Origin of the sequence: Clostridium sp. DL-VIII (assembly GCF_000230835.1) — a bacterium.
Classification (GTDB): Bacteria; Bacillota; Clostridia; order Clostridiales; family Clostridiaceae; genus Clostridium.
In genome coordinates this window covers 4,467,589-4,493,283 of sequence record NZ_CM001240.1, presented here as the reverse complement: position 1 = coordinate 4,493,283, position 25,695 = coordinate 4,467,589, and the positions used below count along the sequence as shown (strand labels likewise).

30 protein-coding genes and 1 riboswitch are annotated in these 25,695 nt (G+C 29.0%); of the genes, 29 read left to right on the top strand and 1 reads right to left on the bottom strand.

Annotated elements, in window-relative coordinates; all coding sequences use genetic code 11:
* The first annotated feature begins 372 nt into the window (after positions 1-372).
* The 25 genes from CDLVIII_RS20655 to CDLVIII_RS20545 all read left to right on the top strand — a co-directional run bounded on the left by CDLVIII_RS20655 (position 373) and on the right by CDLVIII_RS20545 (position 21,283).
* Positions 373-2,442 carry a sigma 54-interacting transcriptional regulator gene (locus CDLVIII_RS20655; RefSeq protein ID WP_009171415.1) on the top strand — a complete coding sequence of 690 codons (2,070 nt, stop codon included), beginning with the start codon at positions 373-375 and terminating at the stop codon, positions 2,440-2,442.
* 269 nt (positions 2,443-2,711) lie between these two features.
* Positions 2,712-3,710, top strand: coding sequence for a dihydroxyacetone kinase subunit DhaK (dhaK, locus tag CDLVIII_RS20650; protein ID WP_009171414.1), 999 nt, complete (start codon positions 2,712-2,714; stop codon positions 3,708-3,710).
* A gap of 73 nt (positions 3,711-3,783) precedes the next feature.
* Positions 3,784-4,410 (top strand): dihydroxyacetone kinase subunit DhaL, encoded by a 627-nt coding sequence (gene dhaL / locus CDLVIII_RS20645; protein ID WP_009171413.1) that lies wholly within the window; start codon positions 3,784-3,786, stop codon positions 4,408-4,410.
* 53 nt (positions 4,411-4,463) lie between these two features.
* Positions 4,464-4,853 carry a dihydroxyacetone kinase phosphoryl donor subunit DhaM gene (gene dhaM, locus CDLVIII_RS20640; protein WP_009171412.1) on the top strand — a complete coding sequence of 130 codons (390 nt, stop codon included), beginning with the start codon at positions 4,464-4,466 and terminating at the stop codon, positions 4,851-4,853.
* Between the two features lie 404 nt (positions 4,854-5,257).
* Positions 5,258-7,180 (top strand): oligopeptide transporter, OPT family, encoded by a 1,923-nt coding sequence (locus CDLVIII_RS20635; protein ID WP_009171411.1) that lies wholly within the window; start codon positions 5,258-5,260, stop codon positions 7,178-7,180.
* Positions 7,167-7,517 (top strand): PqqD family peptide modification chaperone, encoded by a 351-nt coding sequence (locus tag CDLVIII_RS20630; protein WP_009171410.1) that lies wholly within the window; start codon positions 7,167-7,169, stop codon positions 7,515-7,517. Before CDLVIII_RS20635 ends, CDLVIII_RS20630 begins: the two co-directional genes overlap by 14 nt.
* Before the next feature lie 336 nt (positions 7,518-7,853).
* Positions 7,854-8,474, top strand: coding sequence for an O-methyltransferase (locus CDLVIII_RS20625; RefSeq protein WP_009171409.1), 621 nt, complete (start codon positions 7,854-7,856; stop codon positions 8,472-8,474).
* Between the two features lie 176 nt (positions 8,475-8,650).
* Positions 8,651-9,157 carry a hypothetical protein gene (locus CDLVIII_RS20620; protein WP_009171408.1) on the top strand — a complete coding sequence of 169 codons (507 nt, stop codon included), beginning with the start codon at positions 8,651-8,653 and terminating at the stop codon, positions 9,155-9,157.
* 21 nt (positions 9,158-9,178) lie between these two features.
* Complete coding sequence (locus CDLVIII_RS20615) at positions 9,179-9,637, top strand: GNAT family N-acetyltransferase (RefSeq protein ID WP_009171407.1); 459 nt, start codon at positions 9,179-9,181, stop codon at positions 9,635-9,637.
* Between the two features lie 269 nt (positions 9,638-9,906).
* Positions 9,907-10,638: a FlxA-like family protein gene (locus CDLVIII_RS20610; RefSeq protein WP_009171406.1), complete on the top strand. Its 732-nt coding sequence runs from the start codon at positions 9,907-9,909 to the stop codon at positions 10,636-10,638.
* Between the two features lie 35 nt (positions 10,639-10,673).
* Positions 10,674-10,892, top strand: a complete 219-nt coding sequence (locus CDLVIII_RS30170) for a M15 family metallopeptidase (protein WP_035301869.1) — start codon at positions 10,674-10,676, stop codon at positions 10,890-10,892.
* 180 nt (positions 10,893-11,072) lie between these two features.
* Positions 11,073-12,455 carry an NAD(P)H-dependent oxidoreductase gene (locus tag CDLVIII_RS20600; protein ID WP_009171405.1) on the top strand — a complete coding sequence of 461 codons (1,383 nt, stop codon included), beginning with the start codon at positions 11,073-11,075 and terminating at the stop codon, positions 12,453-12,455.
* The gene (locus CDLVIII_RS20595) at positions 12,448-12,978 is read left to right on the top strand and encodes a hypothetical protein (RefSeq protein WP_009171404.1); all 531 of its coding nucleotides are present in this window, start codon (positions 12,448-12,450) and stop codon (positions 12,976-12,978) included. Before CDLVIII_RS20600 ends, CDLVIII_RS20595 begins: the two co-directional genes overlap by 8 nt.
* 19 nt (positions 12,979-12,997) lie before the next feature.
* Positions 12,998-13,546 (top strand): LytTR family DNA-binding domain-containing protein, encoded by a 549-nt coding sequence (locus CDLVIII_RS20590; protein WP_009171403.1) that lies wholly within the window; start codon positions 12,998-13,000, stop codon positions 13,544-13,546.
* A gap of 11 nt (positions 13,547-13,557) precedes the next feature.
* Entirely contained in the window at positions 13,558-13,992 is a 435-nt protein-coding gene (locus CDLVIII_RS20585) for a hypothetical protein (protein ID WP_009171402.1), read from the top strand.
* Between the two features lie 132 nt (positions 13,993-14,124).
* A complete protein-coding gene (locus tag CDLVIII_RS20580) occupies positions 14,125-14,829 on the top strand; it encodes a 4Fe-4S double cluster binding domain-containing protein (RefSeq protein ID WP_009171401.1) in 705 nt (234 codons plus the stop codon).
* Positions 14,829-15,647: a MerR family transcriptional regulator gene (locus tag CDLVIII_RS20575; RefSeq protein WP_009171400.1), complete on the top strand. Its 819-nt coding sequence runs from the start codon at positions 14,829-14,831 to the stop codon at positions 15,645-15,647. The genes CDLVIII_RS20580 and CDLVIII_RS20575 overlap by 1 nt, the downstream gene beginning before the upstream one ends.
* A gap of 60 nt (positions 15,648-15,707) precedes the next feature.
* On the top strand, positions 15,708-16,394 hold the full coding sequence (locus CDLVIII_RS20570; RefSeq protein ID WP_009171399.1) for a DUF554 domain-containing protein: 687 nt from the start codon (positions 15,708-15,710) through the stop codon (positions 16,392-16,394).
* A 141-nt stretch (positions 16,395-16,535) separates the two neighbouring features.
* Positions 16,536-16,814, top strand: a complete 279-nt coding sequence (locus CDLVIII_RS20565; RefSeq protein ID WP_009171398.1) for a GntR family transcriptional regulator — start codon at positions 16,536-16,538, stop codon at positions 16,812-16,814.
* 561 nt (positions 16,815-17,375) lie between these two features.
* Complete coding sequence (locus CDLVIII_RS20560) at positions 17,376-18,365, top strand: tocopherol cyclase family protein (protein ID WP_009171397.1); 990 nt, start codon at positions 17,376-17,378, stop codon at positions 18,363-18,365.
* Between the two features lie 94 nt (positions 18,366-18,459).
* Positions 18,460-18,675 carry a hypothetical protein gene (locus CDLVIII_RS20555; RefSeq protein WP_242835779.1) on the top strand — a complete coding sequence of 72 codons (216 nt, stop codon included), beginning with the start codon at positions 18,460-18,462 and terminating at the stop codon, positions 18,673-18,675.
* Positions 18,676-18,873: 198 nt separating this feature from the next.
* Positions 18,874-19,002, top strand: a complete 129-nt coding sequence (locus tag CDLVIII_RS32635; RefSeq protein WP_009171395.1) for a hypothetical protein — start codon at positions 18,874-18,876, stop codon at positions 19,000-19,002.
* Positions 18,986-19,150, top strand: a complete 165-nt coding sequence (locus CDLVIII_RS31535; protein ID WP_186005515.1) for a hypothetical protein — start codon at positions 18,986-18,988, stop codon at positions 19,148-19,150. The genes CDLVIII_RS32635 and CDLVIII_RS31535 overlap by 17 nt, the downstream gene beginning before the upstream one ends.
* 308 nt (positions 19,151-19,458) lie before the next feature.
* Positions 19,459-20,187: a flavodoxin family protein gene (locus tag CDLVIII_RS20550; RefSeq protein WP_009171394.1), complete on the top strand. Its 729-nt coding sequence runs from the start codon at positions 19,459-19,461 to the stop codon at positions 20,185-20,187.
* 376 nt (positions 20,188-20,563) lie between these two features.
* A complete protein-coding gene (locus tag CDLVIII_RS20545; protein WP_009171393.1) occupies positions 20,564-21,283 on the top strand; it encodes a ferric reductase-like transmembrane domain-containing protein in 720 nt (239 codons plus the stop codon).
* A gap of 296 nt (positions 21,284-21,579) precedes the next feature.
* On the opposite strand, the gene CDLVIII_RS20540 is transcribed toward CDLVIII_RS20545, so the two are convergent.
* On the bottom strand, positions 21,580-22,242 hold the full coding sequence (locus CDLVIII_RS20540) for a GntR family transcriptional regulator (protein WP_009171392.1): 663 nt from the start codon (positions 22,240-22,242) through the stop codon (positions 21,580-21,582).
* A 270-nt stretch (positions 22,243-22,512) separates the two neighbouring features.
* Here CDLVIII_RS20540 and CDLVIII_RS20535 point away from each other — a divergent pair, with 270 nt between their 5' ends.
* From CDLVIII_RS20535 to CDLVIII_RS20520, 4 genes are all read left to right on the top strand, one after another.
* The gene (locus CDLVIII_RS20535; protein ID WP_009171391.1) at positions 22,513-23,043 is read left to right on the top strand and encodes a YbhB/YbcL family Raf kinase inhibitor-like protein; all 531 of its coding nucleotides are present in this window, start codon (positions 22,513-22,515) and stop codon (positions 23,041-23,043) included.
* 50 nt (positions 23,044-23,093) lie between these two features.
* Positions 23,094-23,957 (top strand): fumarylacetoacetate hydrolase family protein, encoded by an 864-nt coding sequence (locus CDLVIII_RS20530; RefSeq protein WP_009171390.1) that lies wholly within the window; start codon positions 23,094-23,096, stop codon positions 23,955-23,957.
* 164 nt (positions 23,958-24,121) lie between these two features.
* The gene (locus tag CDLVIII_RS20525; protein WP_035301868.1) at positions 24,122-24,361 is read left to right on the top strand and encodes a hypothetical protein; all 240 of its coding nucleotides are present in this window, start codon (positions 24,122-24,124) and stop codon (positions 24,359-24,361) included.
* A 679-nt stretch (positions 24,362-25,040) separates the two neighbouring features.
* Positions 25,041-25,124, top strand: a riboswitch (cyclic di-GMP riboswitch).
* Positions 25,125-25,231: 107 nt separating this feature from the next.
* Positions 25,232-25,624 carry a bacteriohemerythrin gene (locus CDLVIII_RS20520; RefSeq protein WP_009171389.1) on the top strand — a complete coding sequence of 131 codons (393 nt, stop codon included), beginning with the start codon at positions 25,232-25,234 and terminating at the stop codon, positions 25,622-25,624.
* Positions 25,625-25,695 lie beyond the last annotated feature (71 nt).

The following is a 25,695-nucleotide window of genomic DNA, read 5'->3' as shown; positions in this document are numbered from 1 at the left end:
TAGTTAAAATAGGTTAATAATAAGTTTAAAAAAGATTATAAATGAAATAAATTTTTTGTTCTAACTTTGATTAGCAATTAGGCATAAAGCAATAGATAGTTATGTGTAAAAACAAAACTACCTATTATTTTTTTAGGGCACAATAATGTTTTCATTATTGGAGTATTGACGGATTTAGAAAAGATATTCATAAAGAATAAATAAATCTAAAATGAAAACCTTTTAAATTAACTTTAAATTAAGACTTTATTAGTATAATATTTATGTTATAAAAGTAAATATAGATTATAACTTTAGCAGGGTTATTTAGTGATAATTTTGACTTGAGATAATATTTTTAAATAATATACATAGAATGAGGAGTTGAAAAAATTGATACTGTATAAGGATGTAGTTATAAGACATGATAAAGGATTACATGCTAGAGTTTTAGCTATGGTGGTTCATAAGGTAAGTGAACTTGAAAAAGAAAATGACATAACTTTTTATATTATTTATAAAGATAAAAAGAAGATTTTAGCAACAAGTCTTATGCCTTTGGTTTTATTAAAAGTAAAGAAAAATGAAAAGATTACGGTAGAAGCTCATGGAGAAGATCCGAAAGAGGCCTTAGATGAATTATGTGATTTTCTGCAAAGTGATTTTGATTTAGAAGATAAAAGTACTATAAATCAAGTTGATAACATAATAAATAATAATACAATAACCTTAGAACATGTATTTAGTAATATACCAAATGGAATTATTGCAACAGATGAGCAGGATATAATTTCTATATTCAATGAGGAAGCGGAAAGAATATTGGGGATATCTGCAGGTGATGCCATAGGCAAAAAAGTATATGAAGTTATATCGTTTATAAATCTTCATGAAATAAATAGAACTGGTAAGTCAGAGTTAATGGTAAAAGAAATAATAAATAATAGAATATTGCTCATAAATAGAACGCCGATAATAATAGATAAAAAACCTAAAGGTGCTTTAGCAGTATTTAATGATATTTCAAATTTAGAAAAGGTTAAAGACGAATTAAGAACTGTAAAGGAATTGAAAGAGAGACTACAGCTTATATTAGAAACTGTACAGGATGGCATATGTGTAATAAATGCAGAAGGATATATAACCTATGTGAATAAGGCGTATCTTAGAATTTTAAATAAAAAAGAAGAAGAGATATTAAATAAAAATATTAAAGAAATATCAAAAGATGGGGCAAGAATGAAAGTACTTACTACTGGAGAAAGTGTTGTAGGAGCTATAAGTTACAAAGAAAATGGCGTCATAATAGTTTCTAATGTAAATCCAATAATAATTGATGAGGAGATAACAGGAGTAGTATCTGTAGTTAAAAATGTAACAGAAGTTCAAAAGTTATCTGAGAAATTAAATCAGGTTTCTGCAAAAGCTGAATATTTAGAGGAAGAGCTTATGAGAACCAAAAAACCTGATTCAGCATTTTCAAAATATATAGGGCATAGCGGTAAGATACTCGATGCATTAGCTACGACTTTAAAAGCAGCAAAAACAGATATTACAGTATTAATACGAGGAGAAAGCGGAACAGGAAAAGAGTTAATTGCAGAGGGAATACATTTTTCTAGTAATAATTCGAATGGACCTTTTATTAGAGTAAATTGTGCTGCGATACCTCAGACTTTATTAGAAAGTGAATTGTTTGGATATGAAAAAGGGGCTTTTACAGGAGCTGTAAAAAGGAAGTTAGGTAAATTCGAATTAGCTCAAAATGGGACTATACTTTTAGATGAAATAGGAGAAATGGATAAAAGTATGCAGGCTAAAGTTTTAAGAGTAATTCAAGAAAAAGAGTTTCAGAGAATTGGTGGAGAAGAAACCATAAAAATAAATGTTAGAATAATTGCAGCTACTCACAGAAACTTAGAAGAGATGGTAAAGTTAAATGAATTTAGAGAGGATTTATATTATCGATTGAATGTAATTCCAATATTTTTACCACCACTCAGAGAGAGAAAGCAGGATATAGCACCTTTATTGGAACATTTTATAGATAAAATCGGTAAAAGGATAAAGAAAAGGATAACTATGGTGACAAATGATGCAATGGAAGCTTTATTAGAATATAAGTGGCCGGGAAACATAAGGGAATTAGAGAATTTAGTAGAGAGATTAATGACTTTAAATGAGACAGGAGTAATAGAATTAAATGATCTTCCAGCTTATATGAGAGAAGATGCTGTTGTAGCTAGTACTAAAATTAAAAGTAAAAGATGCAATGAAATAGATATGATTATTGATTCAGATGAGATATTACCATTAAAGGAGTATGAAAAAGTTATAATAGAAAAAGCACTTAAGAAGTATGGAAGCTATAATGCTGCGGCAAAGGTACTTGGACTTACTCATAAAACCGTAGGTGCAAAAGCCAGGCAATATGGGATAGAAAAGAAGATAACCTGGGAATAAATACAGCAGGTTGGTAAAAAGTATCATGATAAAAAGGAACAGCTTGATACTTTTTACCAAGAAATATAACTTCATAGTATAATTTTTTGTAAATGTTTACTTGAGTTAAGGCTGTAAATGCTCTGAAATTCACGTTTTAACATTCTATAATAATAAACTTGGGTTCTGGCATGAATATTGCTTTGTATAAAAGTATAAAGATAAATAAATAATTAAGTAAGTATACATAATTTTATTATAACAAATATATAAAATGGAGGAATGACTTTATGAAAAAGATAATTAATGATCCAAATTTTGTAGTTGAAGATATGCTAAAGGGAATGGTGGCAGCACATCCGGAATATATAAAAAAATTAGAAAATGCAGATGTTTTGGTTAGAGTAGACTCGCCAGTTGAAGGAAAAGTAGCTTTAGTAAGTGGTGGAGGAAGTGGGCATGAGCCAGCTCATGGAGGATATGTTGGAAAAGGAATGCTTGATGCAGCAGTAGCTGGGGCAGTATTTACATCTCCTACACCTGATCAAGTATACGAAGCAATAAAAGCTGTAGATTCAGGAAAAGGAGTATTACTTGTAATTAAAAATTACACAGGAGATGTTATGAATTTTGAAATGGCAAAAGAAATGGCAGAAATGGAAGGAATTAATGTAGCTACAGTAGTAGTAAATGATGATGTGGCTGTAGAAAACAGTACTTATACAGCAGGAAGAAGAGGAATTGCAGGAACAGTGTTTATTCACAAAATAGCAGGTGCAAAAGCTAAAACAGGTGCTAGTTTAGAAGAAGTTACAGGGGTTGCCGAAAAGGTAATAGCTAATGTAAGAAGTATGGGAATGTCTATTTCTTCATGTATTGTGCCAGCAGCAGGTAAACCAAATTTCACTTTAGGAGAAACAGAAATGGAAATTGGTATGGGTATTCATGGAGAGCCAGGGACTCATAGAGAAGAAATAAAAACAGCAGATGAAATTACAGAACATTTAATGGGAAAAATTTTAGAAGATATTGAGTTAAACAGTGGAGAAGAAGTAGCTGTTATGGTAAATGGGTTATCATCAACACCACTTATGGAGCTATATATAGTAAATAAAAAGGTAAATGAAATATTACAAGCAAAAGGTGTTAAAATTCATAAAACTTTTGTAGGTGAATTTATGACATCCCTTGAAATGGCAGGTTTCTCAATTACAGTACTAAAACTTGATAGTGAATTAAAAGAATTATTAGATGCGCCAGCAAATACACCAGGATTTAAAGTAATATAAAATGAAATTTTTAAAGGTGGAGTCTTATATCACTCCATCGAAAGTCATTGTAGGTAGAGAGGAATGAAATTAAATGAGCATACAAGGAAAAAAAGTCATAGAAATATTAGGGCAGATAAATGAAAAAATAGACGAAAATAAATCATATTTATCAGAACTAGATGCAGCAATTGGTGATGGAGATCATGGTCTTAACATGAATAAAGGTTTTAAAGCAGTAATGGAAAAGCTAAAAGATGATGATGGAAGTGATATTGGAGGAATATTAAAGAAGGCAGGAATGGCATTAGTATCTAATGTTGGTGGTGCTTCTGGACCATTATATGGAACAGCTTTTATGAAGTCTGCTGTGATTGCTAATGGTAAAGCAGAAATTGACATTAATGATTTTGCAAAGATGTTAAATGAAGCTCTTGAAGGTATAAAAATGAGAGGTAAAGGACAGGCAGAAGATAAAACCATGATAGATGCTATAGAACCAGCATTAAATGCAATCAATGAAGGCATAGAAAAAGGCTTTGAAGTAAAAGAGATTCTAAGAACAGCAAAAGAAGCTGCATATAAAGGTGTGGAGCATACAAAAGAGATTATAGCAAAAAAAGGAAGAGCAAGTTATGTTGGAGAAAGAAGTATAGGACATCAAGATGCTGGAGCTACATCTTCTGCAATAATGCTAGAAACCATTTATGAGGCTCTTTAAATTAATATTTTTATGGTGAACTACATTAAAATAGCATTGAAAGGAGAATATATATGGTAGGAATTGTAATAATATCCCATAGCAAAAACATAGCAGACGGTGTAAAGGAGTTAGCAGGGCAAATGGCACCTAATGTGCCTATAGCTGTAGCAGGAGGAACCTCTGACGGAAGAATTGGTACTGACATGGAAAAAATATTAAATGCAATAGAAGAGGTTTATTCTAAAGATGGAGCAGTTGTTATTTTTGATTTAGGAAGCGCATTTATGAATGCAGAAATGGCAATAGAATGTATAGATGAAAGCATGAAAGAAAAAATAAAAATAGTAGATTGCCCTATAGTTGAAGGAGCAGTAACAGCAGCTGTTGAAAGCAGCATAGGAAAAAGTATCGAAGAAATAGAAACGGCACTTCAGCCAATGAATTTAGGAAAAATGCCTTGATCTTATAAAATTTATCTTGGTCAGATAGAAAAAGTATTGCGCCACAAATAATTTAGAATTAAAAAAGCGAAAATGTAATGTGAGATGCCGTATTATTCAGTAATTGAATTTGCGGCATTTTTTTGTTTAAAATTAGGCATATAAAAGTTCATAATAATAAGATAAATTGAACATTTAGCTCTAGTTTAAAATATTACTCCTATATACTAAATATATTAAAGTAGAAAGGAGTTTTTTTGTTGATAAATTGGTTATAATATCTTTATAAAATTGAAAAAATTAAATATTTTTGAATAAATATTTAATGATTTGGGAAAAAACAGGCAATTAAAGGTAGAAAAAGATAGTATTATATAAAAAACATGTTATAATATTGGTTGTGAAAATAAAAGGAGGTACATCTTATGAATAATAAATTATCCAAAGATGCATATGGTGGTGTAGTTGGTAAAGACTATGTTCCCTACGTTTCTGGTGGCTCAAAATCGGGTGGAAACGTTGTAGTATTAATAATTGGTATTATTTTAGCTGTTTTATTTGCAGCATCAACGGCCTATTCAGGTATGAAGTCAGGTCTTACAGTTGCTGCTGGTATACCAGGTTCTATAATAGGCTCTGGGTTTATAGCTGCATTTGCTAAGAAAAAAGGTATACTTGGAAAAAACTTAGTTCAAGGTATGTCAAGTGGTGGAGAATCTGTTGCAAGTGGTGTAATATTCGTATTGCCAGCAATTCTTCTAATAGGCTCAAAAGTTAGTTTTATAGAAGGTTTTTCTGTTGGAGCAGCTGGAGTTTTATTTGGAATTGGAATAGCTTCTCTTGTGTACAATTACTTAATTGTTGAAGAACATGGAAAATTAATGTATCCAGAGTCAATGGCTATATCTGAAACTCTTGTTGCTTCAGAAGGTGCTGGAGAATCAATGAAGTTTATGGGAATTGGATTTTTCATAGGCGGTATTATAACTGTCATAACTAGTTCATTTTTGAATTCAGTTAACAATGTTATAAGCTATGTAAATGAAAGTTTCTATAAGTGGAAATTTGAAGTCGAAGTTAATCCTTTATTATTAGGTATAGGATTTATAGTTGGTATGGATGTTTCTGTAACTATGTTTGCAGGAGCTATATTATCTAACTTTGCTATTATGCCTTTAATAGGTTACTTTGCAGCTTTTGCAAAAGAAGGTCCAGTTGTATGGAATAATCCAAGTGTTGCTATAAGCAGCATGCAAGTTAACAGCATAGCTGGAAGTTATGTAAAATATATCGGAGCTGGAATGATGCTTTCTGGTGGTATAATAGGTGCTATAAAACTTATTCCTACTATAATATCTTCTATAAAGGAAACTCTTAATGCTAAGGCTTCAGCAAGTGGGAAGAGTTCATCTGTTGAAAACATATTATTATTTGGTGGTATAATATTAGGTTTTGTAGGTGGCTTCATCGCATCTAATGGCAATATAGTTATGGCAGTTCTTGCTTCTATTTTATCGTTGTTCTTATCATTACTATTTGTTATAGTTTCTGGTCGTTTAACAGGTACTATAGGAACTTCAAATCTTCCTGTATCAGGTATGACTATAGCTTCTATAGTAGTTGTAACATTACTATTTGTTGTAATGGGATGGAAAAATCCTGAACATAATAAATCATTGCTTTTATTTGGTACATTTATTGTTACTGCTATATCTGTAGCTGGTGGTTATTCTCAATCACAAAAGGTTACTTTTGTAATCGGCGGTGACAAAAATGAAATGGAAAAATACTTCGCTATTGCTGGAGTAATAGGTGTTGCAGTAGTTGTTGGTACTATATTATTACTTTCAAATCAACTTGCAATGACTGGTGATAATGTTCCGTTTGCATTGCCTCAAGCTAACTTGATGTCAACATTAACGGCTGGTATAATGTCAGGCCAATTACCTTGGGTAATGGTAATTGCAGGTGTTGTTATGGGACTTGTTTTATTTATGTTAAATCTTCCTATAATGGCGATTGCTATAGGATTTTATTTACCTATATCTACAACTACTATAATATTAGTAGGAGCATTACTTCGTTTATTTGTAGAGAAAACTTCTAAATCTGAGAAAGAAAAAGATGCTAAGGTTTCAAATGGAATAAGTTTATCTTCAGGATTAGTTGCTGGAGGTTCTATACTTGGGCTTGTAGGTATAATATTCCAGATAACAGGACTTATAAGTGGATTTGAGCCAAGTGGATTTGCTGCTTCTAATGGGATGGCATTTATACTATTAATAGTTTTAGTAATAGCTACCGGAGTGCCTATCTTAAAGAGTAAGGTAAAAAATGCTGAAGAATAATGAAGATGTTTTAAATTTAATATATAAAATATCTGCTGATTTAAAGTATGAAGTAGATAATGATACTATTGTGACTATACTTGTAAAACAAGATCACAAGGTTCAAAGTTTTTTTAGAAAACTTAAATTCAGGATTCCAGAATATAAAAAGATTACTTTAGATGAATATGGAAGCTGGATATTATTGCATGTAGATGGCAAGAAAAATGTAAGAGAAATTGGCGAAAGTCTAGAAGTAAAGTTTGGAGATAAAGTTCATCCACTTTATGAAAGATTATTATTGTTTTTAAATCATATAGATGTTAATTGTCACTATATAGAGAAAGTGAATATCTAAATTTTAACATCCCTCAAGCTTAAGATAGTTTGAGGGGTGTTTGTTTTATAACAAATATCATAAATTTTTACTTATATTATGTATTTAACTTAGATAAAAGCATTTCCCTAAATATCTAGGGAGATGCCTTTTTTGTAGAATTATTTATACTTGAGGAAGTTTACAATGAGCTTCAGTGTTAGCTTGAGATATACAGGCAAGTGGAATTTTTACCATCAAAGGAAAATTTGAATAAATACAAAAAATATGATAATATGTTTATTAATATATAGATAAATTAAATATATGTTTGTTAATATGTACTTAAATGTAAAAAAATAAATTTGAGGTGATTTTATGAATAAGATAACAGAGTATATCGAAAGCTTTATTAACAATGACAACAAATATCTTGAGGAAATTTTAAGACAGGATGAAAAAAGAGATGATATTCAGCCCTCTGTAGGAATACAAGCAGGAAAGCTATTGGGATTATTAATAAGGGCAACTGGAGCCAAAAGAGTATTAGAATTTGGTACATGCCTTGGATACTCTACTGTATGGTTAGCACAGGCATTAAAGGAAAATGGAGGGAAACTGGTATCGGTTGAATACAATAAAGAATTATATGAGACAACAAAAAGAAATATTGATGAGGCAGGATTGTCGGAAGTTGTAGAATTGATATTAGGAGATGCCGGTAAAGTAATTGATGAGCTTAAAGGCCCGTTTGATATGATTTTACAGGATTCAGATAAGTCTTTATATTGTGAGATGCTAGAAAAATGTATAAACTTAACTCGTAAAAATGGATTCATAGTTGCTGATGATGTTCTTTTTAAACCAATGGGGATACCAGAAAAATTTAGTGATCCTGTACATGAATATGTTGAAAAAATTTTTAAAGATAAGCGTCTTTATAGTACAATACTTCCAATAGGTGATGGTGTGGCTATTAGTGTGAAGCTCTGTGATTAAATAGTTATAGCATTAAATAAAGAATAAAAGGTATTATTACCAAAGATGATTCAGTACATTATGAAAAACTCTCTGGAAATATGTAACTTTAATTTGTAAAAAAAATCAATTATAGTACAATATAGGTATTGGCTGTAACGTAAGAGTAATTTATTGCAAATTAAGGGGGAAAAGTTATGGAAATTTATAAAATTGATTCTAAAAATATTTTTGCTGTATCTGAATTCATGGCAGATATTAAACCAGAATGGTGGGATGTGGAAGGAGCAAATGAACAATTAAGAAGCGGAATAGGATGGTATTGTGGCTCAAGTGAGTACAAGCCTAATGGATGGATACTTTGTAAGGCGTATGATTGCTACAAGACTGCTGAAATTGAATGTCTTGGATATGATAACGGAGGAACTTTTGAGATTGGAAAAGAATTACAAGCTTTAGTTGAAAAATCAGAAGATTGGGCAAGAGAACAAGGCTTTGTTATTATGAGATTTACAATTGGAACAAGGGGACTTTCTTGCCATGACAGAGAATTAAAGCAGCCCTGGGAAGAATTAAGAGAACTACATGCTATTGATAGGGAAGAATATAATTGGTTTTTAAGTATGGGGTATGTACCATCAGGTGTTCTTCCAAACATTTATGGTGAAAAATATCATGGTATATTATTAGTTAAAACTTTATGAATTAAGAAAAGGAGGAGAAAAGTGGAGATTATTGCTTACCATATGCAATACTTTGGAAATACAGTTGTTTCAAACATAGATGTTGTTGCTTATGAAGATAAATATTATAATTCATATAAGATAATTTATGAGCAATGTTTTTATGAAATGAGAAAAGCGTTGGAATTAACTCCTTACAATTGTTGCGACTCTAGAAGACAGCTTTCTGAAAAAAAATCAAATACTTTTTTGTTAATTGGTAATTATGAAATAATAGGTTCTGTTGTAATTGATGGTAATGAAATTGATGACTTGATTGTAAATCCTAAATATCAAGGTCATGGATATGGAAAAGAACTTCTTTTATTTGCAATCAATTATATGCAGAAAAATAAAATAGAACCTATAAAATTATGTGTGCTAAAGTGGAATGAAAAAGCTGTGAAATTTTATAAAAAGTATGGATTTCAGTGTGTTAATTCAAAGAGAATTAAAGAATAGAAGTGTCATAATTAAACTAGTTATAAAGTTAAGTAAGAAGAAACAGTAAGATTATAAGGCGTTTCAGATATTTTTAATATATGATTTGAAAACTGAATTACTTAATAAAATTTTATAAGAATAGTCACCTCTTAAGTATAAAAGCATCAAGTTTCATATTGTATATACGAATATAAAAATATGAGGTTATTTCCTTATATTGGATATATTGTAAAATGAATTCTGATTTGTATATAATTAAAAAACTATAGTAAGAGGTGATATATATTATGTCTAATATAAAAAGTTTTTCAACATCAACAAGCTTTAGCAATAATTTAATTAATAATAATACAGGAACTTCTTTAACAACTAATGATTCTCAGATTAAAGCATTGACTGAAGAAAAAGAAAATTTGGAAAAACAAGTGAAAGAGTTAAGAGATGGTTCTAATAAGAGCAAGAGTGCTACTAATATAAAAATTGTTGGTGATAATAGTACAGATGCTTTAATTAAGAATTTACAAGAGCAAGTAACTGAAATAGAAAAGCAGATTACAACATTAAAAACTGAAAAGATTACAAAGAAAGCTGAAAATATGGAAGCAAATACAAATCAGAATAGCAGCAGTTCTGGTGAAAAATTAATTTTCCTTGATACAAGTATGAACAGTATTAAAACCCAATTTTCTGTTAAACAAAAACTTACAGGCAGTTCTAAAGTATTAGAAAGTGAAATACAGATAGATAAAGGGCGAGGAGTAGATACAACAAAGAAAGAAGAAACTTTATCAAAGATAAAAGATAATATTAAGAAACTAAATGATGATATTGGAAGCAGATTAAAGTTTATTAACAATAATGCTGAAACGTCTAATGTAAATAAAGAGGAAGAGGATGAAAAAGCCGCTAATAATACTGATGGTAAAAAGTTATCTTCTCATGAAGAAAATAATCAAAATACATCTAAGAGTAAAACAGATGATAATTTGATTGGTAATTTTGTAGATAAAAAATCTTAAATTTTAATTTTTGAAAAAGTGCGAATCTTTGTGGAGTGGAGCACTTTTTTATATTTAACAAATCATACTTATATTCGACATATATAAGCAATAAGGTTAAAGAAAATCGAAAAATACTAATTAGCTGCATGGAAAACGTTGGTTTTGAAAATTATCCAACTGAATGGTGGCATTGGTCCTATGGAGATTGTTACTTTGCATTTTTAAATAATAGAGATGCATTCTATGGGCCAGTTGCTGAAAATGAAATATAATTAAAAAGAATTAAGACGCCTCATTATTCACATGAATTTGAGGTGTTTTTTGATTGTTTTAACTTTTGCATCTCCTTAATGCATGTTATTTGAGTTAAATTGCATCTTAAATAAAATCTATAGTTTTAAATTATATCCTTTAATAAAATAAAACTATAAAAAAATTGGAGGTATTAATTTATGAAGATAATTATTTTAAATGGGAGTCCAAAGTTAGAAAAAAGTGTTACAATGCAGTCTATGAAGTATTTGGAACAGAATTATAAAAAGCATGAATTTCAGTATGTTAATATTATAAAGGAACTAAAAGGTTATGAAGAAGATATTGAAAAATTAGAAGCTTTATGCAAAAAAATTCAAGAAGCAGATGCAGTTATCTGGGCATTTCCACTATATCATGCCTTAGTACATTCAGAGTATAAAAGATTTATTGAATTAATATTTGAAAATAGATTAGAAGACTATTTCTTAAATAAATACACTAGTGCATTTTCTACGTCTATTCACTATGCAGATATTCATGCTCATAACTATATTAGAGCAATTTCTGAAGATTTTGGTATGAAATATGTAGAATATCTATCTCATGAAATGAATGACTTAACAAAAGAAAAAGGAAGAAGGGAACTTAAGTTGTTTTTTGAAAACTTGGTCACTTACGTTAATGAAGGTTTAGTAACAGGAAAGTTATTTAATTCATTAAGTAAAAATACCTTTGAATATAAGAGCAGCATATCAGATAGATTTCTTGAGACGACTAAAAAAATAATCATTATAACAGATTCAGCTAAAGAAGATATTAATCTTAATGAGATGATTGATAAATATAAAAGCTATATACAAGGCTCAGTGGAAGTCTTCAATCTTAATGATCTAGATATAAAGGGACCATGTCTTGGCTGTTGCAGATGTGCTTCTGAAAATAAATGTGTCTATGATAATAATGATGACTATAGGGAATTCTTAGATTATGTTATTGAGAATGGAGATATAATAATTTTTGCAGGAACTATAAAAGACAGATATTTGTCTTCGAAGTTTAAGCTCTATTATGATAGAAGTTTTTGCTATAATCATGTCCCTATATTTAAAGGCAAACAAATTGGTTATATAATTTCAGGCAGATTAAGTGAAAATCAGAATTTAAGACAGATATTGGAGTTTCACACTCAAGGGGCTAATTTGATTGGGTTTGTTACCGATGAAGCTTATGATAATGCTGTACTAGATAATCAAATATATACTTTTGCCAAAATGAGTATAAGTTACTGTGAAAAAAACTATTTTAAATTAGAAACTTTTTTAAATGTAGCTGGTAACAAATTATTTGGAGATGCTATAGAGGGATTTTTAGGAGCCATCTTTTTAGAAGATTATAAGTATTATAAGAAAAATGGAATGCTGAATAAAGTATCTTTTAAGGAGAAAATACAAGGAAAAGTTATGAGATATTTTATGAAAAGAGAAAAATTTAAGAAGGCTGTACAGAAAAACATGCTTGATTTTATGATCACAGGGCATAGAAAAGCACTAGAAAAAGACAGGATGAAAAATAATGCGTAGCAATTTAAAAGCATTTTTTAATGTAAATCTAAGTTTTGTACCATTAATATTTCTTTGGAGTATTTCAAGCCAATTCGGAATAGCTTTAGGTTTTATATCTGTAATAGTATTACTTATAAAAGAAGTAATAAATAAGAATGTAGGAATTATGTCACGAGTATTATTCGTTTACTTTATTATTTATAATATATGTTATTTTTGTTTTAAAATAGATTCGGTCATTCAGTATAAATATTTAACATCTTATATAGTATTAGCTTTAATGGGATTCATTTCAATTATGTTTGGAAAACCTTATACAATGTATGAGGCTAGAAGCGGATATAATAAGGAATTTGGAAAGTCTTCATTATTTATAGAGGTTAACATTGTAATAACAAAAATATGGGCTGTAATTTATTTAATCAATGCTATTATAGAATTAGCAGGACATAATGTAATAACGATTATAATTATGAATGGACTTGTAATTATAGGAATAATATTATCCGTAGTGATTCCTAGTGCATTTCCTGAAGTTTAAGATAATAGGGGATGGTTATATGGAAGTAGAGTTAATTTGTAACGAAAGCTTAAGGAGAATGTTAGAAGAAATTCTTGAAAATCGTAAAATAAAGATACGTGAAGATTCTGATATATGTATAATTGAAAAAGATTTTGAATTGAAGAAAGGGAAAATAGGGATATATTTCGATATAGAGACAATAAATGTTTTAATTAATTATTTGGATAAAATATCTGGAAGTAAAGAGGAAGCTAAAAATATAATTACAGGAAAATGTGATGAGGACGAACTTAAAATACTAAGTTATGATGACATATATTACTTTGAAGCTATGGGAAATGATGTTTTTTGCATGACAAAGGATAAGAGATATAAGGTCAAAGAAAAGCTCTATGAGTTGGAAGAAAGATTAGAACAAAAAGGTTTTATAAGAGTAAGCAAATGTTTCGTTGTAAATATAGTAAAAGTAGATCGGATTATTTCATGGTTTAATAGTAAGCTTATATTAAAGCTCATAGATATAAATGAAGAAGTATACGTTACTCGAAAATATTTAAATGATTTTAAAAAATATCTTGGATTTTGAGGTGGAAAATTATGAAACAGAATTTAAAAGATTTTTTATTTAATCTAGCAATATCCATGGCTATTGGTATATTTGTTGGTATGATTCAAATTACGATAAAAAATATAAGTGAAGGGATTGTAAAAGAATTAATAATGTTCTCTATTATTGGAGGAGTTATTGGGACTATTTCTAGGTTTATTTTTATTTATATGGTTGCAATAAAGCAAAAACGTGCAGTAATAGCATATATATTGGTGTTTATTACAATAGGTGTTATTTCGTGTATGCCATTCTTTTATTATTATTTTCTCTACAGCACTGATATTTCTATAACAGAATTAGTATCAATTTTGATAACAGCAGAGTTTTTGGGAATGAGTTTTTGTTATTATTCATATAAAAAATATAAGGATATTAACTTTAAGCTTACAAGTAAGAAAAAGCAGCTATTAAGAAAAAATTAAAATATAAAGATAAGTTAAATATGGTATTATTTATATATGGAAAAATTTAAGAAATTATCATAAAAGAATAGTTAGATAAGTAAATTATTATTCAAGTTAATAATGTATTATGGTGTAAAAGAGGTGGAAAATATGATTTTGTTGGAAAGAATAAAAGAATTAGGTGATATTCACGGAATTGACTTTATTGGTGTAGCAGGAATTAGTCAGGTTGAAAATGAGATTAAAGCAATTGGTGGCGAATTGGTATCTGATTTCCCAAGGGCGTTATCTATTGGAATAGTATTACCCAATAGCATTGTAAATCTTTTAAATGATAGGGATACGTATGAAAATGTACTTCAATACAAAACTCATGCGTATGACGTAATAAATGATCGACTAGATAATTTTGCTTCAGTTGTCAGTTCTGTAATACAACGTAATGGTTATAAAGTAATGCCATTACCAGCCGCAGAACGTATTGATAGTAATAGAGTTTGCGCCTCACTATCACACAAACTCACCGCTAGACTAGCTGGATTTGGATGGATAGGGAAGAGCTGTCTTTTAATTAACCCTAATTATGGTCCTCGTATAAGATGGACTTCAGTATTAACTGATGCTCCTTTTGAAGAGAATAAAGAAATATTAGAAAGTAAATGTGGTAATTGTGATAGATGTACTAAAATATGTCCGGCTCAAGCAATACTTGGTAGAAATTATACAGAACATGAACCGCGTGAGTTAAGGTTTGATGTAAAAAAGTGTGAAGAGTATTTTTATAAGCTTAAGGAAGAAGGCAGACTTGAAATATGTGGTATGTGTCTTTATGCTTGTCCGTTTGGTAAAAAGTAATGCAAGATTTATTCACTATAGGAGAAATGGCAAGTCTGTTTGAAATAAATATAAGAACATTAAGATACTATGATGAGATAAATTTGTTAAAACCGGAATTTATAGACTCAAGTTCTAAGTATCGTTACTATTCAACGAAGCAATTTGAACGTTTGAATACTATTAAATATTTACGCACACTGAATATGCCTTTGAATAAAATTATTAAGTTTTTTGAAAATAGAGAAATAGAGACTTTAGTTTCTATGTTAAAAGAACAGCATGAAGAAATCACTAAGAAAAAGTATGAGTTAGAATTAATAGAACGAAAAATTAAAACTCGCATTATTCAGATTGAGGATGCAATTAGTACGGAATATAACAGGATAGAAGAAAAGTGGCTTCCAAAAAGAAATATAGGAATTCTTAAACGAAATATAAAAATTGGAGATGATATTGAATATCCAATTGCTGAACTTGGAAGAAAACATCATTTAAATACGGCGATTTTTTTAGGTAAGATAGCGTTATCTATTGATAAAGAGAATTTATTAGCCAATAAATTAGATGAATTTACTTCTGTCATTGTTATTATTGAAAAGGAAGATAAGAGCGGCAAAAAGAGTGAAAGTATCTTAGAAAGCAATTATCTGACCTTAAGGCTTGTTGGAACACATAAAGAAGCAAAGGAATATTATTTGAAAATGCTTAAATATGCAAATGAAAAGAAGTATATTATTTCTGGAGATGCTCTTGAAATAACAATGATTGATTACGGAATGACAAATGATACTCATAAATTTGTAACAGAAATCCAAATTCCATATAAAAAGGGTTGACTCTCCAGCTACTGGAGGGTTTATTTTATCTATATAAAAAACTTTATAGAGGTGGTTTAAATGCTAGGAACAATTGTTAATACGGGAGCTATTATTATCGGAACTACTGCAGGGTGTGTAGTTAAAAAAGGAATAAATGATAAACATCAAGAAACACTTTTTAATGCTATGGGATTTGCGGCAACAGCACTAGGTATTAATGCTATTGTAAGTCATATGAGTGGCAGTAATTATCCAGTATTATTTATAGTAAGTCTTGCAGTTGGCTGTTTCATAGGTTCTATACTAAACATTGATGAAAAGTTTCAAAAAGTGATAGGAAAATATTCAAAGTCTAACCTAGGACAAGGACTATCAACAGGAATATTACTTTATTGTATTGGGACATTATCTATATTAGGCCCAGTAATGAGTGCCATTTATGGAGATAATACTTATTTGTTTACCAATGCTACATTAGACTTAGTTACTTCAATGGTATTTGCATCTACATATGGAATAGGGATGATATTTGCAGCCCCTATTCTATTTATGTGGCAAGGAGGAATTTATTTGACAGCTAATTTTCTATCAGGCGCATTTTTCTCAGATGATTTGATAAGAGAACTTTCAATTGTTGGTGGAGTTCTAATAGTTAGTTCTGGAATCAGTATTTTAAAAATAAAAGATTGTAAAACTTTAAATATGCTGCCATCCTTATTTGTACCTATATTATTTTTTATCCTAAAAGGAGTTATAGGCTTCTAGAACAGAATTAAACATAGTCATAGTTTAAATACTCTTCTTTGAATATATTTAACCAAAACATAATGGATTCCTAACAAAGTTAAAGTAAAATTAGGATATGTAAAGATTAATTAATAATATATTTTAAGGAGCATCGTTATTATGGAAGATAGTATTGAAACCATAATTATTGACAATTTAATGTTAGATATTAATAGCGGTAAATATAAAGCTAATGAAAAATTACCATCTGAAAATGAATTGGTTGATAATTATGGGGTTCCTACAATTATAGAAAGAGAAATTTTAGATTGCTCAAATCTAGTGCCGCTTCTCATTTTAGAATGCAATTCCATTGATGATAACACAGGTAAGATCCTTCAGCATACAAAGATATTTTATAGAACTGATTGCTTTAAATACATAGTTTCATATGCATAATTCACTACACCTCTAAAGCCAGCATGTTTACTATAAATATTTATATATATGTTGCAATTAATTTTATGCATTTTACATCGAGATATCTACTTAGCCTATAGCCATTCCAAATGTAATTTTATTATTGCAACATATATATTTACATATTTTTATATGAAAATAATTTTCTTTGTATATATATTTCTAGATAAGTATGTTCCTAGAAAACAATTTATATAGAAATATTCAAACATACTTTCAAATAATCATAGCTTTATATGAATCTTTAAAAATGTGAAAAAAGTTTAAATTTTTCCTATTTAAGTATTTATATAAATTTCAATGATAAATTTCTATCACATATTTATTAAGTTCCAAAGGAAAAACAGTTAATCTATTGATTGGCTGTTTTTTTATGGAATTTAATATTAGATTTTAAAATAGCCTAATAAAAGTTGAAAATATGTTTAAACAAAAATTTAAATATTTAAAAAAATGCATAATAACGCCTGTTACATTAAAGAATATTATATGGCATTATAAGCTATTATAGCGCTATAAATTAAAGAAAGAGGTGTTCTTGTGTTTAAAGCTATTAGAAATCCTGATATTTATCATGGAAAGAATAAAAAGTTGAATTTTTTTGAAGGCTGGTATTTCAAGGTTGTGCAGCCATATACAGGTAATACATATTGCTTTATTCCAGGTTTATTTATTTCAAATAAAAAAGGATTTTCACATAGCTTCATTCAAGTACTTAAAGGAAATGAGAACAATTTTAAATATTTAAGATTTATGGAAGATGAGTTTAAAGCAAGTAAATCTAAATTTAATTTAAATGTAGGAGAAAGTTCTTTTTCAATTAATTCAATTAATTTAAATATTAGCCAGCAGAATGAAAAGATATTTGGAACACTACATTTTGACAACATTATAAAATGGCCAGATAGCATTATTAATCCTGGCAGCATGGGGTTCTATAATTATTTAGGTTTTATGCAATGCTATAGTCAGGTTTGTGCTAATGACGGAACTGTACGAGGGAAGCTTTGCATTAATAGTAAAGACATTGATTTCACTGGAGGAAAGTTATATATTGAAAAAAATTGGGGGAAAGCTTTTCCGTATTCTTATATTTGGGCGCAGGGAAATTCTTTCGAAAATGGAGATGGAGCAGTTACATGCTCTATAGGACAGGTACCACTTCCATTTAAACTCAAAAGTTTTACAGGTTTTTTAATAGGATTATATGTAAAAGGCAGATTTTATAAATTTACAACAATAAATAGAAGTAATCTCTTAATTAATTGTGAAAATGAAAAAATTATTTTAGAAACTTATAATAAAAAGTATTCTCTTAAAATTGAAGGATCTTATAAAGAAGAAGATTTTATGAAGTTATATGCACCTTGCAATGGCAGTATGATACCTATAGCAAGTGAAACTCTTCATGGAAATTTAAAGGTAATGCTTTATGATAAAAAAAGAAATTGTATAATTTTTAATGATACTTGCACTTCATCAGCTATTGAATTCTCTAAGGATTATATGAATTTAGTGGATAGATATTGAAAGAAAAATATTTAGTGATGAAGAAGTAAAGGAAGATATAAAAGCTATTATAGCAAATGGTGAAGGTTTTAGAAACAAAATTGCTTTTGATGGAATGGATTATTCGAAATCTAAAGAAGGTATTGATCCAAAGCTGGTTATGAAAATGCTTGGCTGGCTTACTGATGGATATATGAATCAATTATCAAATAAAACAGAAGTTAATTACGACGATTTTTTTAAGGAATTTGAGGAGTGTATTAATCTGTTTAGAAACAATTTTTATAAGGAGGAATATGAGCTTATATGTGTTAAGCTTCAAGGAAATTGATAAATCAAAACTTTCAGTAGTAGGCGAAATTTTGATTAGGCAATTTTTTAAGGTTGAGAAGTAACTAAATACATATTTTTTAAAATTATGTAAGTAAGTAAAAAAATATTAGATTCAAATATCACATTGCTTAGAAATGAGTTGTGATATTTTTTTATTTAAGATAATACTTAATTCTAATATTAAGAGGAGTCATTTATGGAAAAAATAGTGCTATACCAAAGAATTAATAAGCTATGCGTACGGTGTGGAAAACTGTTAGATAGAAAAGGTATTTACTGTACAGAGTGTAATGAGATTAGCAATATAGGTGACAAAGACAGTTAATGAGACACATGCACAAGGATTATGCACGGGCTGTAAAAAACCATTGGATAGTGAAGGTTGGTTTTTTACGAAATGTAATGAACAACTAAAGCAATGGGGAAAGCAAAGAAGATATAAACGAAGAGCCGCTGGTATCTGTGTTTGGTAAAGCACCAGATGTAGACGGACGGATTAGATGTCAATCATGCCTGGACAAGAATAGAATTTCATCAGAGAAATATAGGGCTAAAAAGAAGGTAGTAGCCTTTTAATTAGAAAAATTCAAAAAGAACAAAAGTAATTTACAATACTACTAAGAATGGGTGTAGATCTCTGAATCCAATGTAGATTTGACGAACTAACTTAAATGAAAAGTGATCTTTGAAAATTAAATAATATAATTTTTACAAAAAATGTTATAATTTATTCGTGATAGTAAATAATCTCCAGGTGATTAGATAATAGGAGGATATTAATTTGGGAAAGATTATTCTAATTATTAACAGTAGTTTTAGAAAAAAGAATACATATAATGTTTTATTGCAAATTGGACAACTATTGAAAAGAAATAATTTTGTCTTTGAAGTGATTAATCTATTCGATTACAAAATTAAAAATTGTTTAGGCTGTAGAAAATGTGTAACAGATGGAAAATGCTATTTAAAAGATGATATGAATTATTTGATGAAAAAGATGATAAATAGTAGTGGTATAATTTTAAGTTCCCCGATATATGTGGGTACTATAAGTGGTAAGTTAAAAACAATGGTTGATAGGACATGTATGTGGTATCATAGGCCAGAACTTGCAGGTAAACCAACTCTCTTTGTAGCAACTACAGAGGCAACAGGAATAAAAGAGACAAAAAAATGCTTTGAAAACATTGCAGTTCAATGGGGGACTCAAAGGGCTGGATTTATTGCAAGGTCATCTCGAAATATTACATCTCCTGTAGAAGAAAAGGAATTAAGTCAACTTCTTAAATTGCTTAATGAGAAAAAAGGTTACTACAGACCATCTTTAATAGAAATAAATATATTTCAGGTACAAAAGGTGTTGGCACTTAAAACCAATGAACGGGACAAAATATTTTGGAATGATAGAGGATGGCTTGATAAAGCCTATTATTATGACTGCAAAATGAACCTTATTAAGAAAATATTTTCAAAAGCAATTTTTAGACTCTTATATAAGGTTATGAATTAGTAGTATATATGTAATAAAATTATGTTTATATTTTACCTCGGAATCTTCTTATATCGTGAATCAAAAAAATAGCAAATTGTAAAATCGCATTATTCAAGAAGGATTGAATCTGCGATTTTCTTAATATGCAATTCTAAGATTTCATGCATCAATATAACAACTCTAATTCGACATTTATCAGTACATTTTCTGCATTACTTATAATTGAATGTGAATTAAAACTTTATAAGCATCCTTATTACCACAACATTCAGAAATGATGTTGTGGTATTTTTGTTACTAAATTAAAAATAATCCTATTAAAGCTTGACTTGGAAAAGATGATAAAATATAATAATGATATTCATTATCAATTATTATTACAAGGAGTAACAAAATGAATTTTATTTGTACATTAGTCTTAGTAACAGTTTTAGCAGTATTTTTCACAGAATCTATTAGAAAGCGCTATTATATTTATTACACAATAGCGGGAGTTATTGCAATAACCACATCTATCTATGAAATCTTAAGAATAACATCTAATGCAAAGCTAGATGGATTTCTTCTTGTACTTGAAAAAGTATCGATGCGAGGCTTGATATCTATAGCATTTTTTATTTTAGTAATGTATGCTGGAGCTTTGAACTCTAGATGGCAAATAACTAAAAAATTGAGAAGCATAAGAGCCGAGTTGGCTATCTTGGGATGTATTACCATATTACCGCATGGAACTATATATTTTGTTCGATTTCTAATATTGAAACTTCCTAAAATCATGAGTGAAGGTACATTTCCTATATTGTATTTAAGTTATATTTTAGTTGGAATGATAGGATTTATTTTGATGATACCATTGTTTGTAACATCATTAAAAAAAGTGAGACGAAAGATGAAGGGGATGCAATGGAAAAAGCTGCAAAGATGGGCCTACTTATTTTATTTGCTTGCATATGTTCATATAGTATTTATATTACTAAATGATAAGGAAATTGATTGGCTAAGATTAGCAACATATACATTAATCTTTAGCAGTTATATGATTCTCAGATTAATGAAGTATAGAAGCAGGAGTATATCAATAAGCCCTCTAGAATTTAGTAAAAGCAGCAATTAAAGTTACATATATATTAACTATTAATACCACATTATTCAGAAATGAAATTGTGGTATTTTTTATTAATTCCGCCGTTACTTTGATATTTTTATAGCATCTATATAAAAAAATAAAGTTACTATTATTATCAGAATATTATTAAGACTAATGAGGAAGAGGTGTAGTAATATATTCATAATGGAAAATATAAGAATGTACGACCATAATAAAAATGAGAAGAGACATTAATATAATGTTTCCTCTTATTTTTAAATTTATACTTAATAAATACAAAGAAGTTTCTGTTTGGGTTCTGATTAGTCATAATCAATTAGTATATCTATTGTAAGTTGAATATGTGTATTAAAAAGATCTACTGCATTATTGATATCACGATCTAGTGCAGCTTGCATTAATGCCTTATGTTCATTAGCAATAGGTCGATTATTATCACGGGGAACGGACCAGCTTCTGTAAAGTTCACTCATATTCCATAAACGATCACAGATATCTAGCAATATTTGATTATCACAAGCCTCAATTAATGTACGGTGGAATTTACTATGTAGTAAAGACCAATCATCACTTATACGAGTTTTATCATTTTGAGAATATTCCGGGGTTTGCTCTAATTGGTGTTGGAGTGCTATTATATTAGATTCCCATAAAATATCACCTTTGGAAATAGATAGCCTTAGAGCCGCCCCTTCGTTAATTTTACGTGCTTCAATAATGTCTTCTAAATCAGACTTAGAAAGTGTCATTACGGTAAATCCATAGTTTGGGCTTTGCTTAGCAAGTCCCTGAGCTGCTAAACGTGTTAATGCTTCACGCACAACAGCAATGGATACGTCAAAACGTATCTTTAATTCTCCGGGCATCAGTGGTGAGCCAGGGGAAAGGCGACCAGATAATATATCAGTACGAAGCTCAGAAAAAACACTTTCAGTTAAGGTTAATGATCCATTTCGTCTTGCCATAATTTATAAACCATCCTTTTGAATAAAAAATATTGTTTTAAATATAAAATAAACCGTAAGTACTACATATTTGTTCTAGAAATAAGATTTATATTATATTTGGTAATTTCATTAGACATTTTAAAGTATACACAATATTTCTTCAAAAGTCGATTATCGATTAAGAATCGATTTTGGTTGACTGAATCGATTTAAGAAAGTATACTAGTTATAACAAGATGAATATTGTAGTTTTTAGTTGCAATTAAAAAAAGTTAGGAGGAAAAAGACATGAGTAAAGATTTTTTTGAAAAGTTACCAAAGGTAGCAAGTTTTGAAGTTACAAGTAAAGATGTTAAAGATGGAGAGGCATTTGCGTTATCTCAATATTCTGGAATATTTGGTATCGAAGGAGGACAAGATGTCTCACCACAATTATCTTGGTCTGGAGCACCAGAAGGAACAAAAAGTTATGCAGTAACTATATATGATTTAGATGCGCCAACTGGTGCTGGATTCTGGCACTGGGCAGTTGCTAATATCCCTGCAATTGTTACTGAATTAGAAACAGGATCAGGAGATGCAGCTTGTTCAGTACTGCCAAAAGGAGCAATTCAACTTCCTAATGACGCACGTGCTGCAAGATATATAGGAGCTGCTCCACCAGCAGGACATGGAAAACACACATATGTAATTGTTGTTTATGCATTAGATGTTGAAGATATAGGTATACCTGTTGATTCAACACCAACATTTCTTGGATTTAATATGGGAGGTCATACTCTTGCTCGTGCAGTTATGACCGCAACAGCAGAATTATAATATAAAAGTTATAATAACTAGGCCTATTATAAAAAAAGGTGATGATAAAAATGAAGTTGATTAATTTTAAATTGGGAAAAGAAATACGATTAGGAATTAAAGTAGAACAAGGCATTATAGATGTAGAAAAAGCAGCAGCTATTAATTCATTTAATGTACCTAATACTATGGAAAAAGTAATTGAAAATGCAGAAAAAGGCTTATTACAATTAGAAGAATTAATAAAGAAGGAAGTAGAAATTATACCAGAAGAGCAAATAATTTATGCACCATGTGTAAATAATCCCGAAAAGATACTTTGTGTTGGTTTAAATTATTTAAGCCATAGGGAAGAATGCAATATCGTTACACCTGAGTTTCCAGTTATTTTTAGTAAATTTAATAATACATTAGCTGCTCATAATCAATTGATTAATCTTCCTAAATCAGCAGAGAAATTTGATTATGAAGCAGAACTAGTTGTTGTTATAGGAAAAGAAGCTAAAAATATTTCTAAGGAAGATGCACTTTCCTATGTTTTTGGATACACTGTTGGAAATGATTTAACTGCTCGTGATCTTCAATTCCGTACAGAACAATGGCTGCTCGGTAAAACCTGTGATGATTTTGCACCAATTGGCCCGTATTTGATGACAGCTGACGAAGTGGATCCAAATAATCTAGACATAAAATGTGAAGTAAATGGAGAAATTCGCCAATCTGCAAATACCAAAGATATGATCTTTGATTGTGCAACAATTGTAAGTTATATTTCTCAGCATTTAACATTAAAACCAGGAGATATTATTTTCACGGGAACACCTAGTGGGGTTATTTTAGGCTATCCTGAAGCTGAACAATGCTGGCTGAAATCAGGAGATAAGGTTGAAGTATCTATTGAAAAATTAGGAACTTTAAATAATGTATTAGAATAGTTATATTTCTTGTGACTATAATGATTTTAATAATAATATTATATAATAACACCACTTTACAAGTAATTAGATTCCCATAAAATACAATGAACCAAACACCGATTTCTTGCACAAAATAATCATAGTTCCAATACGATTCTTTAACAAGGACGGTGTTTGGTTCTATGAATAGTATTGGCAGTAATTCAACAATTAATACATTAAAGAAGTATTTAAATGCATATAAAAGTATTTTTTATAAACGAAGTTTTGAAAACTTTCAGATACTTATTTTTTCAATTTTCTATATGCAGGAAGTAAAATCTATAAAGCTAATTTATGATAAATTTATAAAGAAGTATTGGAATGTATGCTTAAATAGATTTTACTATTTCTTATCAGAGAAAAATTTTAAGTATGCTTAGCAATAGCAATTCCTATACTGCATAATAACAAAATCAAATATATCAAATTTCCTATACAGTATAGGATTTATGATAAATCTAGAACAAAACTTGAATTAGCATCTGAAATGATATTATCCGTTGCCCCTGCGTTAGCAGAATATTAAGTTATAGTCACATGTGATTCGTGGCATAGCAAAAAGCCATCTATAAGTGAAATCGAAAAATTTTCAAACATACATATTATAGGAACTCTACGCTCAGATACAGCAATATTTGAAGTAAATTTTGAAAAACATACTGGTAAAAAAGGACGTCCAAGAAAAAAGGAAAATAAAATTAATTATAGGAATCTTAAATACACTAAAGAAGGTGAATTTTTTATAGCATATACAAAAGCCAAAATTAATTTAACAAATAAAAATGTCTATATAACTCTTACCACCACGGGTATAGAAAATTTCAAATCTGTTAGGCTTTATATGAGTACTATAAAACCTAAGAAAATTAAAAGCTTTGATAATGTACCTTCTGATGATAAACCATAACTTAATAAAAGTATTTATAATATTTATAAAATCCGTTGGAATATTGAAGTTATATTTTATCAATATATAAAAATATGAAATTATATAGAATTTTTTATGTTATAATGTTAATATTGTAAGTGTATTAATAATTTGATCATTATTAATAAAATATGTAAATTGGAAGCTGTGAAAAACTTTCTTATTTTGGGCACATTGAGAGTTTAGAGCTAGTTGTGCAACCGACCAATTAAATTTACTAATCTTTTAAGATTAGTAAATTTTAATTGGTCATTTTTATTTATAAATTAAAAGGTACTAATGTGAAAAATTATACTACAATATTAAAATTTGAGGTGATCTTATGATTAAATGGAAAGAAGAATATGCGCTTGGAATAAACCATATTGACGAACAACATGAAAAATTATTTGAAATTGCAGAACGTGCATATGAATTATTGAATAATAATTTTATTACAGATAAGTATGATAAAATTATTGAGATACTTGGTGAGTTAAAAGACTATACTGTATTTCATTTTAAATCAGAAGAAAAGTATATGTTAAGTATAAGATATAAAAGATTTCTTTCTCATAAAGTAGAGCATGAAAACTTTATAAATGAAATTAATAACATTAATTTAAATGTAATTGATTTAGATCAGGATGAATGTGTAAAAGGATTATTAGAATTTATAGTAGATTGGATAGATAAACATATTTTAAATCAAGACAAGCTTATAGTTGGAGATTAAGATATTTAAACTTTAATTTTTGTTTATTTAGCTAATATTAAGAAAAAGAACTGCTTAAGAAAAAACATACA